General features: G+C 74.0%; 11 protein-coding genes. 4 read left to right on the top strand and 7 right to left on the bottom strand.

The annotated features are described in order from the left end of the window. Window positions 1–133: 133 nt before the first annotated feature. A complete protein-coding gene (locus ACGF3H_RS23110; protein ID WP_362492268.1) occupies window positions 134–436 on the bottom strand; it encodes a heavy-metal-associated domain-containing protein in 303 nt (100 codons plus the stop codon). Between the two features lie 123 nt (window positions 437–559). Beyond that, window positions 560–985 (bottom strand): hypothetical protein, encoded by a 426-nt coding sequence (locus ACGF3H_RS23105; RefSeq protein ID WP_362492270.1) that lies wholly within the window; start codon window positions 983–985, stop codon window positions 560–562. Window positions 986–1,737: 752 nt separating this feature from the next. Here ACGF3H_RS23105 and ACGF3H_RS23100 point away from each other — a divergent pair. Together ACGF3H_RS23100 and ACGF3H_RS23095 are read left to right on the top strand one after the other, a co-directional pair. Then, on the top strand, window positions 1,738–3,771 hold the full coding sequence (locus ACGF3H_RS23100) for a flotillin family protein (protein WP_362492274.1): 2,034 nt from the start codon (window positions 1,738–1,740) through the stop codon (window positions 3,769–3,771). Window positions 3,772–3,854: 83 nt separating this feature from the next. Continuing rightward, the gene (locus tag ACGF3H_RS23095) at window positions 3,855–8,777 is read left to right on the top strand and encodes a DNA repair ATPase (protein WP_362492277.1); all 4,923 of its coding nucleotides are present in this window, start codon (window positions 3,855–3,857) and stop codon (window positions 8,775–8,777) included. Between the two features lie 9 nt (window positions 8,778–8,786). Here ACGF3H_RS23095 and ACGF3H_RS23090 read toward each other — a convergent pair whose 3' ends face one another. From ACGF3H_RS23090 to ACGF3H_RS23070, 5 genes are all read right to left on the bottom strand, one after another. Then, window positions 8,787–9,284 (bottom strand): DUF4396 domain-containing protein, encoded by a 498-nt coding sequence (locus ACGF3H_RS23090; RefSeq protein WP_362492280.1) that lies wholly within the window; start codon window positions 9,282–9,284, stop codon window positions 8,787–8,789. A 173-nt stretch (window positions 9,285–9,457) separates the two neighbouring features. Further along, window positions 9,458–10,102, bottom strand: a complete 645-nt coding sequence (locus tag ACGF3H_RS23085) for a DUF305 domain-containing protein (protein WP_362492283.1) — start codon at window positions 10,100–10,102, stop codon at window positions 9,458–9,460. A 119-nt stretch (window positions 10,103–10,221) separates the two neighbouring features. Beyond that, window positions 10,222–10,623, bottom strand: a complete 402-nt coding sequence (locus ACGF3H_RS23080) for a DUF6153 family protein (RefSeq protein WP_362492285.1) — start codon at window positions 10,621–10,623, stop codon at window positions 10,222–10,224. Between the two features lie 94 nt (window positions 10,624–10,717). Further along, entirely contained in the window at window positions 10,718–11,683 is a 966-nt protein-coding gene (locus ACGF3H_RS23075) for a Rieske 2Fe-2S domain-containing protein (protein ID WP_362492287.1), read from the bottom strand. Window positions 11,684–11,741: 58 nt separating this feature from the next. Further along, complete coding sequence (locus ACGF3H_RS23070; protein ID WP_362492289.1) at window positions 11,742–12,377, bottom strand: hypothetical protein; 636 nt, start codon at window positions 12,375–12,377, stop codon at window positions 11,742–11,744. 316 nt (window positions 12,378–12,693) lie between these two features. Between ACGF3H_RS23070 and hemL the strand changes: the two genes are divergently transcribed. Together hemL and ACGF3H_RS23060 are read left to right on the top strand one after the other, a co-directional pair. Next, complete coding sequence (hemL, locus tag ACGF3H_RS23065; protein ID WP_362492291.1) at window positions 12,694–14,010, top strand: glutamate-1-semialdehyde 2,1-aminomutase; 1,317 nt, start codon at window positions 12,694–12,696, stop codon at window positions 14,008–14,010. 41 nt (window positions 14,011–14,051) lie between these two features. Next, window positions 14,052–14,699, top strand: coding sequence for a histidine phosphatase family protein (locus ACGF3H_RS23060; protein WP_362492518.1), 648 nt, complete (start codon window positions 14,052–14,054; stop codon window positions 14,697–14,699). The last annotated feature ends 86 nt before the right edge of the window (window positions 14,700–14,785 follow it).

Raw genomic sequence — 14,785 nt, 5'->3', positions numbered from 1 at the left:
GGGGGGGGGGCCGGGGGCGGCGGGGGCGCCCCGGGGGGGGGGGCGGGGGGCGGGGGCCGGGGGGGGGGGGCGCGCCCCCCCCCCCCCCCCCCCGCGCCCCCCCCCCGGGGGGGGGGGGGGGGGGGGGGGGCAGTCAGGCCGTGCCGGCGAGCTCGTACCCCGCCTCGTCGACCGCGGCGCGGACGGCCTCCTCGTCGAGTGGAGCGGTGGAGGTGACGGTCACCTCTCCGGTGGCGGCGACGGCCCTGACCGCGGTGACGCCCGCCAGCGCGGAGATCTCCTCGGACACGGCGCCCTCGCAGTGACCGCACGTCATGCCGGTCACCCGGTAGACGGTGATGGTGCCGGTCTCCCGGCCGCCGTCCGCCGGGGTGCCGGAGTGGCAGGAGCCGTCCGCGGTGCAGCAGGAGCCGGAGTTCTTCTGGTCGGCGGTCATGGAGTGTCCCCCTCGGGGTCGTCGGCGGGTGGGCGGTGTCTGGAGGCGCGCTTCCCGCAGCGCCTCCCGACACCGCCCACTGTATACCCCTAGGGGGTATACGTCGAGGGTGACTCCCGGGTGTCAGACCGACGACGCGTGGCCGCGGTCGGTGCACAGCGCCCAGATGACGAAGACGCCGACGGCGATCGAGATGATCGCCCAGAGCGGGGTGTAGGGCAGCCACATGAACTGCAGGATCACGAAGAGAGCGGTGAGCCCGACGCCGAGGCCCCGCGCCCAGGCGGCGCCCCTGAGCACGCCCAGTCCGGTGACGGCGAGCAGGGCACCGAGGATCAGGTGGATCCAGCCCCAGGACGTGAGGCTGAACTTGAAGACGTAGTCGCCGACGGACGCGTACACGTCGTCCTCCGCGATGGCGGCGATGCCGCCGAAGATGCCGAAGATGCCTTCGATCAGCATCAGCACGCCGGCGAAGACGACGCCGCCGGAGGCCCAGGCGCTCCTGCTGTCTCCGGGCCGGCCGGTGCTGCGGGTGGCGTTGGCCATGGTGGTTCTCCGTCCCTCGGAATCCACGGTGCAGGGGGGACTTCGAGTGTTCGCCCGCCACCGGGAGGCGGCGACCGGGTGTGGGCCGTCCGGGTGAACGCGGTGACGCGGTCCGGCATGGAGGCGGGGCGGAAGACTGCCGGAAGTCGGCAATGCGGCCGGACGCGCCGGTCGGCAGGATGAGGCCCGGGGGGAGCGCGTGGGACGGCTCCGGTGCCGGGCACCGGCAGGTGGTCCGCCGGAGCTCCGACGTGCCCCCGCTGTCACGGGTGGGACACGAGCGGGATCACGGGGGGTACGGCATGCGGGCGTTCGTCGAAGCAGCCGCCACGGGATCCTCCGCCGGGCCCCGCGCCGCGTCCCCGCGAGCCGGCACCGAGGGCTTCCGCCGCCCCGGCCGCGTCGTGGGCGGCGGTGACGCGGCCCGGTTCCCGCTGCCGGCGGCACCGGTCCGGTCCGGTGCGGCCGCTGCCGGCGCCCGGCCCGGTCCCGTCGCTCCCGCGGTGCCCGCGCACGCCCCGGCCGCTCCCGCGGTCGCCGCCGCGCCCGTCGCCGCACGGCGTGCACCCCGGTCCGTCGTACGGCCGTGGCGCCGGCTCTCCCCCGACGAACGCCGGCCGTCCCGGACGGCCCCCTGAACTCCACGGCCCCGTGCCGTACCGGCCCGTGCCGTACCGGCCCGCACCGGCCGCCGCTGTGACGCCGCCGAGCCCTGAGCGGGCTCGCCCTTCCTAGCCGCCAAGGACGTGCTGATGAATGCCATGACCGTGGGCGCCGGCGCGCTCGTCGTCCTCCTCCTGCTCGCCGTACTCCTCGTCTCCCGGCTGTTCCGCAAGGTGGAGCAGGGCAAGGCGCTCATCGTCTCCAAGATGCGCAAGGTCGACGTGACCTTCACCGGGCAGATCGTCCTGCCGGTGCTGCACCGGGCCGAGGTGATGGACATCTCGGTCAAGACCATCGAGATCACCCGGGCCGGCAAGGAGGGCCTGATCTGCCGGGACAACATCCGCGCGGACATCCGCATCTCGTTCTTCGTCAAGGTCAACAAGACCGTCGAGGACGTCGTCAAGGTCGCCCAGGCGGTCGGTACGGCGCGGGCGAGCGACCGGGACACCCTGCAGGAGCTGTTCCACGCGAAGTTCTCCGAGGCGCTGAAGACCGTCGGCAAGCAGCTGGACTTCACCGACCTCTACACCAAGCGCGAGGAACTGCGGTACCGGATCATCGAGGTCATCGGCGTCGACCTCAACGGCTACCACCTGGAGGACGCGGCGATCGACTACCTGGAGCAGACGCCGCTGACCCAGCTCGACCCGGCCAACGTCCTCGACGCGCAGGGCATCCGCAAGATCACGGAACTGACGGCCGTGGAGCACGTGCGGACCAACGAGGCCCAGCGCACCGAGGAGAAGGAGATCACCCGGCAGAACGTCGACGCCCGGGAGGCGATCCTGGAGCTGGAGCGCCGCCAGACGGACGCCGAGATCAAGCAGCGGCGCGAGATCGAGACCGTGCGGGCCCGCGAGGAGGCCGAGACCGCCCGCGTGGTGGAGGAGGAGCGGCTGCGCGCCCAGGCCGCCTTCCTGCGCACCGAGGAGCAGCTCGGCGTCCAGCGCGAGAACCAGGCCCGTGAGGTCGCCGTCGCCGCGAAGAACCGGGAACGGGTCATCGCCATCGAGAACGAGCGCATCGAGAAGGACCGGCTGCTGGAGGTCATCGCGCGGGAGCGGGAGACCGAGCTGACCCGGATCGCGGCCGAGAAGGAGGTCGAGGCCGAGAAACGGGAGATCGCCGAGGTCATCCGCGAGCGGGTCGCGGTGGACCGTACGGTCGCCGAGCAGGAGGAGTCGATCAAGAAGCTCCGCGCCGTGGAGGAGGCGGAGCGGCAGCGGCAGGCCGTGATCATCGCCGCGGAGGCGGAGGCCCAGGAGAGGCTGGTCAAGGACATCAAGGCGGCGGAGGCCGCCGAGCAGGCCGCCACGCACCGTGCGGCCGAGGAGCTGACGATGGCCGAGGCACGGCTGAAGAGCGCCGACCTCGACGCACAGGCCAAGCTGCGGCTCGCCGAGGCCGTCCGGGCGGAGAGCGCGGCGGAGGGACTGGCCGCCGTCGCGGTCCGCGACAAGGAGGCCGAGGTCATCGAGAAGTCCGGCCGCGCGGAGGCCGAGGCGGCCGAGGCCCGGATGCGTGCCGAGGCCGAGGGCGCCCGGGCGAAGGCGCTCGCGGAGGCCGAGGGCATCGGCGAGAAGCTCAAGGCCGAGGCGGCCGGCCTGACCGAGAAGGCGGCGGCGATGGCCGCGCTCGACCAGGCGTCGCGCGAGCACGAGGAGTACCGGCTGCGGCTGGCGGCGGAGAAGGAGATCCGGCTCGCCGGACTGGACGTCCAGCGGCAGGTCGCCGAGGCGCAGGCCACCGTCCTCGCCACCGGCCTGGAGAACGCCGACATCGACATCGTCGGCGGCGAGTCGGTGTTCTTCGACCGTCTGATGTCCTCTATCGCCCTCGGCAAGGGGGTCGACGGCTTCGTCCAGCACTCCGGGACCGCCCAGGCCCTCGCCAAGCCGTGGCTGGACGGCACGTCGAACCTCGCCGACGACCTCGGCCGGATCCTCGGCTCGGTCTCCACGGCCGACGTGCAGAACCTGACCGTCTCCGCCCTGCTGATGAAGCTGATGAAGACGGGCGACGTGCACGCCGGTCAGGTGCAGAAGCTGCTCGACAAGGCGGGGGAGCTGGGCCTCGCGGACGCCCCGCTGACGTCCCTCAACGGCAGCGCCAGGGCCTGACGGCCGCCCGACCACGTCGTCCTCCGCGGCCGCCGCCGCACAGCGAGCGGCGGCCGCGGGGCCCACTCGCGGAAAGGAGCCCCATGGCAACCGGGGCGGACACGGACACCGGCGCGCACCGGGCACCGGACACCGGCTCTCACCAGGGCGCGCAGCAGGCGCTGGACACCGGTACCTACGAGGTGCTCCGTGACCGGCTCGCCGCGCAGGCCGCCGAACTGGCCCGGCGGGCCGAGGCGCTGAACGCGCGCCGTGCCGAGGAGTTCGGCTCGGCGGGACTGGAACTCGCCGGCACCGAGCGGCTGCGGACCGAGAAGCCCTGCGTCCCCCAGGACGTCGTGGCCGTCGGCGGAGCGCTGCTCCTCGGGTACGACACGGCCTTCGCGACCCGCACCGAGGTCGCGGTGGGCGACGTCCTCGCGCTGCACGACCGGGACCTGAACCGGCTGCCCGAGGACGCGGTGCCGGGCCTGCTCGACGACCCCGCGTTCGTGCGCGAGTTCGCGGCCCTGTACCGCTACTACCGCGAGGCCACCCTGCTGCGGCTGCGCCGCGTCGACGGCAGGCTGCTCGCCGTGTTCCGCACCGGCGAGAAGGCCGACGACATCCGCGTGCTGCGCTGGGCCCTCACCGACGACGGGCAGGCGTCGTTCCTGGACGCACGCGGTGACCGCGACCACGTCCTGCCGCCCGCCCACGACTTCACCTGGACCGGGACGACCCGCGAGGACCACGTCCTCGGCCGCCACCCGCACGTCTCCGTCGCGGGCGAGGTCTACGTCGCCACCGTCGGCGGGACGCTCACCGTCAAGGCGGAGAACGACACCGAGACGGCGCGGGGCATCCACAGCGAGCCGGTCGCCGAACCGCTCCAGGCCCTCGCCGACGCGGACATCGCCCACGCACGGGTGGGCGCGCTGGTCCTGCTGCGCGTACGCCCCTACAAGGAGGACACCGACCGGTACCTGGTGTTCAACACCCTCACCAGGACGGTGGTCCGGCTCGACGGCATCGGCCGGGCCTGCCGCCGCCTCCCCGACGACCAGGGCATCATCTTCCCCGGCGGCCACTGCCTGGCCACCGGCACCCACCGGACGTACGAACTCGACACGTCCGGCCTGGAGTTCGAGCGCGAGGTGCGCTCACCGAACGGCGAGGACGTGCTGTACGCCTTCCACGCCCCCGCGCACGGCCGCTCCCTGCTGCTGCCGTACAACCTCATCCGCAAGGAGGTCGCGGCTCCGCTGTCCTGCCGGGGCTGGGCGCTGTTCGACGACGGCACGCTCACCCTGCTGCGCACCGAGGACGGCGGCGATCCGGCCCGGGTGCACCCGGTGCAGCGGTGGACCTCCCCGTACGTGTCCGACACCTACGCGGCCGCCCGCCCGGCCGGCGACGGCCCGCTGGCCCGCATCGGCAACGCCGACCTCGTGCGGGGCATCTCCGCCTGCCTGTCCGTGAGCCGTGCCGCCACGGAGACCACTCCGACCGGCGGGGTGTACGCGGAACTCGCCGCGGCCTGCGTCCGGGCGGCCGACGCCCACCACTGGCTCGGCGACCCCGAGGCGGGCGACCTCGCCGACCCGCTGGAGCAGGTGCGGGCCACCGCGGAGCAGGTGCTCGCCGAGTTCGAGAACGTGCAGGCCCTGACCCGGCAGGCGGGCGACGCGCTGGAGGAGGCCGCCGCCCGGCTCGCCGCCGTCGTACGCCGGCTGCGCGGCGAGGCACCGCGGGGTGCCGCCGCCTGGGTGACCGGGCTGTCCGAACTGCGCCGCGCGCAGGGGCACCTGCTGACCCTGAAGGACATGCGCCATGCGGACACCGCGCGCATCGACGAGCTCGCCACCGGCGCCGGAGCCGATCTGGCGGCCTTCGGGCAGCGGGCCGTCACCCACCTGGCCCGCGAGGACGCCTTCGCCGCGCACCACGCCGACGTGGAGCGGCTCGTCGCGGACGCCGGGGCGATCGGCACCGCCGCCGAGGCCGCGCCCCTCGCCGCCCGCCTCGACGAACTCGCCGAGCAGCTCGGCACGGTGACCGAGGTCGTCGCCGGACTCGACATCGGCGACGCCACCGTCCGCACCGCCGTCCTGGAGCGCGTCGCCGAGGCCCTCGCCGGGGTCAACCGCGCCCGTGCCGTCCTCGGCGCCCGCCGCCGCGCCCTGCTCGACCAGGAGGGCCGCGCCGGGTTCGCCGCCGAACTGGCGCTGCTCGGCCAGACGGTCACCGGGGCCCTCGCCGTGGCCGACAGCCCCGAGGCGTGCGACGAGCAACTCGCCCGCCTGCTGGTCCAGGTGGAGAACCTGGAGTCCCGGTTCGCCGAGTTCGACGACTTCCTCGGCGAGCTGGCGGACAAGCGCGACGAGATCCACGAGGCGCTCTCCGCCCGCAAGCAGTCCCTCGCCGACGCCCGCGCCCGCCGCGCCGAGCGCCTCGCCGACTCGGCGGCCCGCGTCCTGCGGACGGTCGCGCGCCGCGCCGCGACACTCGCCGACGCGGACGCCGTCACCACGTACTTCGCCTCCGACCCGATGCCCGTCAAGGTCCGCCGCACCGCCGCGGAACTGCGCGAACTGGGCGACCCGGTACGCGCGGAGGAACTCGACGGCCGCCTGGAGGCCGCCCGCCAGGAGGCGTCCCGCGCCCTGCGCGACCGCACCGACCTGTACGCCGACGACGGCCGCACGCTGCGGCTGGGCGGCCACCGCTTCGCCGTCGGCACCCAGCCCCTCGACCTCACCCTGGTCCCGCACGGCGACGGCCTGGCCCTCGCCCTCACCGGCACCGACTACCGCGCCCCGGTCACCGACCCGGACTTCGCGGCCACCCGCCCCTACTGGGACCGGCTGCTGCCCTCCGAGTCGCCCGGGGTCTACCGCGCCGAACACCTCGCCGCGCGCCTGCTCGACGAACACGGCCCGGCCGTCCTCGCCCAGAGCGACGACCTGCCCGCCCTCGTGCGGAGCGCGGCCCGGGCGGCGTACGACGAGGGGTACGAGCGGGGCGTCCACGACCACGACGCCACGGTGATCCTCACCGCGCTGCTGCGCCTGCACGACGGCGCCGGCCTGCTGCGCCACGAGCCCGCCGCCCGCGCCGCCGCCCAGCTCTTCTGGGCGCACGGCACGACGGACCGGGCCCGGCAGGACTGGCGGCGGCGCGCGGTCTCCCTGGCCCGCGCCCGGGACACCTTCGGGCTCGCGCCCGCCATCACCGACCTGCGGCGGGAGCTGGCGCGGGCCGTCACCGAGGGGACCGGGGAGACGGCGGAGACGGGGGAGGCCGCCGCGGAGTACCTCTTCGACGAGCTGACCTGCGGCCCCGACGGTTTCGTCCTCGGCGCCGGCACCCGCACGCTGCTGGACAAGTTCCGCCGCACGGTGGGCGCTCCGGCCTACGACGAGGACATCGCCGCCCTCGACGACCTCGCCGCGCGCCGCCAGCTGGTCGAGGCGTGGCTCACCGCGTACACGGCGTCCACGGGCGCGGAGACCACGCCGGGCGACCTGGCCGAGGCGGTGGCCGCCGAGCTCTGCCCGGACCTGCCGCGCTACCCGTACGACGCCCCGCTCGAGGAGACCGTGCGGGGCCTGCTCGGCACCCACCCGCGCATCACCGACGGCGCCCTCGCGGTCCGCGTCGACGAACTCCTCGCCCGCACCCGCGCGTTCCGCACGCACGACCTGCCGGGCCACCGTGCCTACCAGCAGCGCCGGGCCGGCCTGCTGGCAGCCGAGCGGGCCCGGCTGCGCCTGGACGACCACCGCCCGCGCGTGCTGCCGGCCTTCGTCCGCAACCGGCTCATCGACGAGGTGTACCTCCCGCTGATCGGCGACAGCCTCGCCAAGCAGCTCGGCACCGCGGACCCGGCGCACCGGACCGCCGCCGGCGGGCTCCTCCTGCTCGTCTCCCCGCCCGGCTACGGCAAGACGACACTCGTGGAGTACGTCGCCGACCGCCTCGGCCTGATGCTGGTGAAGATCAGCGGTCCCGCGCTGGGCCACGCCGTGACCTCCCTCGACCCCGCGGAGGCGCCGAACGCCACCGCCCGCCAGGAGGTCGAGAAGATCAACTTCGCGCTGGAGGCGGGCAACAACACCCTCCTGTACCTGGACGACATCCAGCACACCTCGCCCGAGCTGCTCCAGACGTTCATCCCGCTGTGCGACGCCACCCGCCGCGTCGACGGCGTGCGCGACGGCGAACCGCACACCTACGACCTGCGCGGAAAGCGTTTCGCCGTGTGCATGGCCGGCAACCCCTACACCGAGTCCGGCAGCCGTTTCCGGATCCCCGACATGCTCGCCAACCGCGCCGACGTCTGGAACCTCGGTGACGTCCTCACCGGCAAGGAGCGGGTCTTCGCGCTGAGCTTCGTCGAGAACGCCCTGACCGCCAACCCGGTGCTCGCCCCGCTCGCCGGCCGCGACCGCGCCGACCTCGATCTGCTGCTCCGCCTGGCCGAGGGCGACGGCACGGCGCGCGTGGACCGGCTCGCCCACCCCTACGCGCCCGCCGAACTGGAGCGCGTCCTGGCCGTGCTGCGCCATCTGCTCACGGCTCGCACCACGGTCCTGGCCGTGAACGCCGCGTACATCGCCTCCGCCGCCCAGGAGGACGACGCCCGCACGGAACCGCCCTTCCGGCTGCAGGGGTCGTACCGCAACATGCGCAAGATCGCCCAGCGGATCCAGCCGGTCATGAACGACGCCGAACTGTCGGCGCTGATCGAGGACCACTACCGGGCCGAGGCCCAGACCCTCACCACGGGAGCCGAGGCGAACCTGTTGAAGCTGGCCGAGCTGCGCGGCACGCTCACCGTCGGGCAGGCGGCGCGCTGGGCCGAGGTGAAGGCCGCCCACGTGCGCGGCCGGGTGCTCGGCGGTCCGGAGGGCGACCCCCTGGCGCGGGCCGTGGCCGCCCTCGGTCTCCTCGCCGACCGGGTCGGTGCCGTCGAGTCGGCGATCACCCGCGCCGCCCCGCCGTCGTCCCGGCCGGCGGGGTGACGGCGCCGGTCAGTGGTAGGCGTGGACGACGGCGTGGCCCTTGCCGCGGCCGATCATCCACTTGTTGACCGGCGTGGTGAGCAGGAAGGCCACGGCGAGCCCGCCGAGCAGCGCGTACCAGAACAGTCCGTCCGACAGCTGGGCGTCCATCGCGCCCGGCACGAGGGCGACGATCCCGTTGTCGACGAGTTCCATCACCGCGATGGACACGGTGTCGGCGGCCAGCGCGACCTTGACCGCGGCCTTGAGGTCCAGCCCGGCCCGGCGCACCGCGAAGAGCGTGAACGAGTAGCCGAAGACGAACGCGAGCGCGATGGCGAGGATCATCGTCGGGACGTTGCCCCACAGCAGGGCGGTGCCGATGACCATTCCGAGGATCTCTCCGACGGCGCACCCGGTGAGGCAGTGCAGCGTCGCCTTGGCCGCCATGGCCCAGGACGCCGGGCCGTGGCCGTGGTGGTGCCCGTGGCCGTGGTCGTCACCGTGGTGGTGCGTGCTGTGGTCCATGGCTTCGTCCCCGTTCGCTGTCCCGCAGGCCTCTGGCGACCCGCCCCCACTGCACCCGACTGTATACCCCCAGGGGGTATGCGACAAGGATGTGCGGTCGATGGCCGGGGACGAGGGGGAGACGGGGCGGGCACCTCGCGGTGCCCGCCCCTCCCGCACGAGGGACGGTGCGGTCAGTCCTTGCCGAGCAGCGTGTTCATCCGCTCGATCTCCGCGCCCTGCGAGGTGATGATCTCTCCGGCCATCTTCACGGCGGGCTCGTGGGCGCCGTCGGCCTGCTCGGTCCTGGCCATCTCGACCGCGCCCTCGTGGTGCTTGATCATCATTTCCATGAAGGCGGTGTCGAACGCCGTGCCCGAGGCGCTCTCCAGCTCGGTCATCTCCTGGGCCGTCATCATGCCGCCCATGCCGCCCGTACCGGCCATGCCGTGCACGGAGTGGTCCATGGCGCCCTCGGCGGGCACCTCCTCGCCCCAGGAGGTGAGCCAGCCGGAGAGCGTCCTGATCTCCGGGTCCTGGGCCTTCTTGATGTCCGCGGCGAGCTTCTTCACCTCGGCCGACCGGGCCCGGCCGGGCGCGAGGCCGGCCATCTCGACGGCCTGACGGTGGTGGGGGATCATCCCCTTCGCGAACGCCACGTCGGCGGCGTTGTGCCGCCCCTGCGGGGCGGAGGGGGAGGCGGCGTTGTGGCCGCCGTGCCCGGCCGGGCTGCCGCCGTCGCTGTCGCCGTCACTGCCACAGGCGGACAGGACGAGCGCTGCCGCACCGGCGGCGACCAGGGCGGCACTGCGGCGGACGAGAGAACGCTTGCGGTTCATGGTGGTGCAACTCCTTCACGCGCGCCGTTAGCGGCACGCGGTGGAAACGGATGAGGGCGTGTGCAGGCTCGGCACCCGTCGCCGGGGGTCACCGGGCGCGGGGTGCCGAGCGGGCCGCTCTATATCCGCAGGAGCTGGAGTTCGGAGAGGTCGGGCGGTGCCCGTCCGTCCTGGGGCGACCCCGACGACGCCGCGGCCGGCGCGGGGGCCGGGGGCGCGTCGGGCAGAGCGCCGGCCAGGGCAGGCGGCGCGTACGCCGAACCGACACCGGCAGCCGCACACGTCCCGTCCGCGTGATCGAGGTGACTCGTTCCGCCGTCCGAGTGCGCGCAGGCCCCGCCCGCGTGGGGCATGCCGTCCGCCGCGGTCGTCACCGTGGCGTGGCGGGTGTCGGAGTGCGCCGTCGGCACGACCCCGGGAGCCAGGCCGTGCATGCCGAGCAGGCCGGCCAGCACCGCCGCCACCAGCAGCACGAGCGACCGCCCGGCCGGGCGGTCGCTCGATCGGGTGCTCCTGGTCACGCGCCCATCGTACGAACGGGCCGCCGCGGCGGCATGCCGACCCGACGGGCGACCCGGGGGACCGGACGGCCGGACGGCTCGCCGGGGGCGGCCGTCAGGCGCCGTGCCCGTGCAGCCGGTCCTCCCGCGTCCTCGTCGGCACGCCGTCCGCTTCGGAGCGCGCCGTCGCCGTGTCCGGCCGGCGCAGGCTGATCTCCACGTGCCCGTCGACCACGCGCGTGTCGAAGGCGGGCTGCGGTGCGGTGGCGGGGCCGCGGACGTTCCAGCCGTCCGAGAGCCGGAAGGTGCTGCCGTGCCAGGGGCACTGGACGCACCCGTCGGCGATCGTGCCCTCGGACAGGGGCCCGGCGAGGTGGCTGCACCGGTCGGCCAGCGCGTGGAAGGTGCCGCCCGCCTCGCGCACCACCATGACCGGCACGTCGTCCACGGTCCGCCGCACGGCCCGGCCTGCGGGGAACTCGTCCACGCCGCCGATCCGGTGCCAGCCCTCCCGGAGGACGTGCGGGACCTCCTCGGCGTGGTTGGCGCCCGAAGCCTGCCGGTAGGCCAGGTGGCCACCGAGCATGCCTCCCACGCCGACCGCCGTCAGCCCGAGGAAGCCGTAGGCCCGGCCCGCGCCGGTCCGCCCGGTGAGGCGGCAGACGAGCGAGGCGCCGTACAGGCCCAGGGCCGTCGTGTTGGCCAGGGCGTGCACCAGCCCCACCCGGGTCTGCTCACGGTGCAGTTCGGCCCAGTCGACCGCGCCCGCAAGCGCCGCGGGACCGGCCGTCGCGAGCCCGACGCCCACGAGGAACCCGGCCTCACGGGAGCGGCCGGGCCACAGGTCGAGCACGGCGGCCGACATCCAGCTGCCGATGGGCACCTGCACCATCAAGGGGTGTGCGGGATGACCCAGCGGCTTGCCGTGCAGCATGTCCCGCGCCCGGCCGAGCGGCAGGGCCCGTACGCCCTTGGTCAGCACGTCGATCACCGAATCCGCCCGGGAATCCCGTTCCAGGTGGTCCAGCAGCGACAGCATGCGGTTCTGCCCGGCGACGCGGCGGGCCGGCCTTTTTCTCATGAGTGCTGGGTTTCCCGGGGCGCCGGGGACAAACGGGGCGTTTCCCGGACGCCCCGGCTCAGGGCCAGACCAGGCAGTACGGCTGGTGCCCCGCCTCGTGCAGCCGGTGGGAGAAGTCCTGCCACTCGTGCAGCAGCTGGTACACGTTGAACGCGTCCCGCGGGCCGCCCCGGTCCGGGACCGTCGACCAGATGAAGGCCGCCGCGCCGACCGCCTCCTCGCCGATGCCGCGCAGCGGGTCGACGACCGTCATCGGGAGTTTCACGACCGCGTAGTCCGGGTGCAGGACGACCAGTTCCAGCGGGGGCACCTTGTGCAGGGGCACGCCCTCGATGCCGGTGAGGACCATGGCCGCCATGGTCTCCGGCTTGATCTTGGTGAACATGCCGTTCATCCCGAGCTCGTCGCCGCCGAGTTCCTCGGGGCGCATCGAGATCGGGACGCGGGCCGCGGTCGCGCCGTCGGGCGCGCCGAAGTACTTGTACGTCACCCCCACCCGACCACCATTCCCGCTCCCCGCCCTCAGCCGGCCGATCCGTCGGTCGGTCCGCTCGGGCTCGTTCGGCGCACCGTGTGCCTGACGTGTCTCGCGTGTTTCGGCGGTGTCCTCCGCGTCGCGTCGGTGCCTTCCCCGCCGGGCACGTCGAGGACCCAGGTCGTCGGTCCCCTCGCCCAGTCCGCCACCGCGATGCATATCTCCACCCGACTGCTTTTCTAGGACGCGTGACCCCCGCCGCGCAACCCGATCATCGTGTCAGTGACCTCCCCCACGGCCGCCCGCCGAAACGTGCGGCGGACATCTGGCCGTCGCACGGCCGTCACGTGCCCGCGGGAGCCGGCGGCCCCCGTCCGCGCCGCCCGTATGAGCTGCGTGGACGGGCTCCAGTCTGGCAGACGGCACGGCGTTCGGGCGGGTTGTCTACCCTGAACGAGGTCACCCTGGGCAACCAGAGCCGCAGCAGGGTCCGAGAAGTCGGAGAAGGTCGAGAAGGTCGGAGAAGTCGCAGGTCATGAGCGAACTGGCATATCCATACGAAGCACCGGCCTCGCAGGCTCTGTTCGACCGTGCGGCGGCCGTCACGCCGGGCGGCGTGAACTCCCCGGTGCGGGCGTTCCGCGCCGTCGGCGGCACGCCCCGGTTCATGGTGTCCGGCACCGGGCCGTACCTGACGGACGCGGACGGGCGGGAGTACGTCGACCTCGTCTGCTCCTGGGGTCCGATGATCCTCGGGCACGCGCACCCCGAGGTGATCGCCGCCGTGCAGGAGGCGGTCGCGCGCGGCACGTCGTTCGGCACGCCCGCCGAGGGCGAGGTCGCCCTCGCGGAGGCGATGACCGAGCGGGTCGCGCCGCTGGAGCAGGTGCGGCTCGTGTCCAGCGGGACCGAGGCCACGATGTCGGCCATCCGGCTCGCCCGCGGGTTCACGCAGCGCACCAAGGTGATCAAGTTCGCCGGCTGCTACCACGGTCACGTCGACTCCCTCCTCGCCGCCGCCGGGTCCGGTGTCGCCACGTTCGCGCTGCCCGACACCCCGGGTGTCACGGGGGCCCAGGCGAGCGACACGATCGTCCTGCCGTACAACGACCTCGACGCCGTGCACGCCGCCTTCGCCGCCCACCCGGGTGAGATCGCCTGTGTGATCACCGAGGCGTCCCCCGGCAACATGGGCGTCGTGCCGCCGCTGCCCGGGTTCAACCAGGGCCTCAAGGACGCCTGCGCCGCGAACGGTGCGCTGTTCGTCTCCGACGAGGTGATGACCGGCTTCCGCACCAGCAGGGCCGGCTGGTACGGCGTCGAGGGCGTCGTCCCCGACCTGATGACCTTCGGCAAGGTCATGGGCGGCGGGTTCCCCGCCGCCGCGTTCGGCGGACGCGCGGACGTCATGGCGCACCTCGCCCCGGCCGGGCCGGTCTACCAGGCCGGCACCCTGTCCGGGAACCCGGTCGCCACCGCCGCCGGGCTCGCCCAGCTGCGGCTCCTGGACGACGCGGCGTACGCGAAGGTCAACGCCGTCTCGGAGCAGATCCAGGGCCTGGTCACCGAGGCGCTCACCAAGGAGGGCGTGGCGCACACCCTGCAGACCGCCTCCAACATGTTCTCGGTGTTCTTCACGGACCGGCCGGTGCGCGACTACGAGGACGCCAAGGCGCAGGAGTCCTTCCGGTTCACCGCGTTCTTCCACTCCCTGCTCGCGAACGGCGTCTACCTGCCGCCGTCCTCCTTCGAGTCGTGGTTCGTGTCCACCGCCCACGACGAGCGGGCCGTCCAGCGCATCGCCGACGCCCTTCCGGCGGCGGCCCGCGCGGCTGCGGAGGCGACCGCGTGAGCGCCGGGGACAAGAGGGACGACCTGACCGTCGTCCACGTGATGCGGCACGGCGAGGTCGAGAACCCGACCGGCGTGCTCTACGGCCGGCTGCCCGGCTACCACCTCTCGGACCTGGGCCGGCGCATGGCCGACCGGGTCGCCGAGCACCTCGCCCCGCGCGATGTGACGTACGTCGTGGCCTCCCCGCTGGAGCGGGCGCAGGAGACGGCGACGCCGATCGCCAAGGCGCACGGTCTGGACCTGGACACCGACGAGCGGCTCATCGAGGCCGAGAACGTCTTCCAGGGCAAGACCTTCGGCATCGGCGACGGCGCGCTGCGCCGGCCCGCCAACTGGAAGCACGTCGTCAACCCGTTCAAGCCGTCCTGGGGCGAGCCGTACGTCGACCAGGTGGTGCGGATGATGGGCGCGCTGAACGCGGCCAAGGACAAGGCGCGCGGGCACGAGGCCGTCGTCGTCAGCCACCAGCTGCCGATCTGGATCCTGCGGTCGTACGCCGAGCGGCGGCGGCTGTGGCACGACCCGCGCAAGCGGCAGTGCACGCTCGCCTCCCTGACGACGTTCACCTTCCAGGGCGACCGGATCGTCTCCGTGGGCTACACCGAGCCCGCCCGTGACCTCGTCCCGGCCCACCTCCTCGCGGGGGCCAGGCCGGTGAAGGGACAGGGCAAGGCCTTCGGGGCCTGACGGACCGCCGGCCACCGTCGGCGCGCCGCCGTTCGCGAACCTCGTTACGGAATCCGCACACATATCCGGAACCCGCCCGTTCGTCA

Origin of the sequence: Streptomyces sp. NPDC048185 (assembly GCF_043202495.1) — a bacterium.
GTDB lineage: Bacteria > Actinomycetota > Actinomycetes > Streptomycetales > Streptomycetaceae > Streptomyces.
The sequence above is the reverse complement of the archived record's forward strand: the minus strand, read 5'-3'. Positions and strand labels throughout refer to the sequence as shown.

What these genes read in the sequence shown, in the direction of transcription:
- ACGF3H_RS23100 (WP_362492274.1), top strand. Translation starts at nt 1,738, where the DNA reads ATGAATGCCATGACCGTGGGCGCCGGCGCGCTCGTCGTCCTCCTCCTG.
- ACGF3H_RS23085 (WP_362492283.1), bottom strand. Translation starts at nt 10,102, where the DNA reads ATGAACCGCAAGCGTTCTCTCGTCCGCCGCAGTGCCGCCCTGGTCGCC.
- ACGF3H_RS23060 (WP_362492518.1), top strand. Translation starts at nt 14,052, where the DNA reads ATGCGGCACGGCGAGGTCGAGAACCCGACCGGCGTGCTCTACGGCCGG.
- ACGF3H_RS23095 (WP_362492277.1), top strand. Translation starts at nt 3,855, where the DNA reads ATGGCAACCGGGGCGGACACGGACACCGGCGCGCACCGGGCACCGGAC.
- ACGF3H_RS23105 (WP_362492270.1), bottom strand. Translation starts at nt 985, where the DNA reads ATGGCCAACGCCACCCGCAGCACCGGCCGGCCCGGAGACAGCAGGAGC.
- ACGF3H_RS23110 (WP_362492268.1), bottom strand. Translation starts at nt 436, where the DNA reads ATGACCGCCGACCAGAAGAACTCCGGCTCCTGCTGCACCGCGGACGGC.
- ACGF3H_RS23075 (WP_362492287.1), bottom strand. Translation starts at nt 11,683, where the DNA reads ATGAGAAAAAGGCCGGCCCGCCGCGTCGCCGGGCAGAACCGCATGCTG.
- ACGF3H_RS23090 (WP_362492280.1), bottom strand. Translation starts at nt 9,284, where the DNA reads ATGGACCACAGCACGCACCACCACGGTGACGACCACGGCCACGGGCAC.
- hemL (WP_362492291.1), top strand. Translation starts at nt 12,694, where the DNA reads ATGAGCGAACTGGCATATCCATACGAAGCACCGGCCTCGCAGGCTCTG.
- ACGF3H_RS23070 (WP_362492289.1), bottom strand. Translation starts at nt 12,377, where the DNA reads ATGCATCGCGGTGGCGGACTGGGCGAGGGGACCGACGACCTGGGTCCT.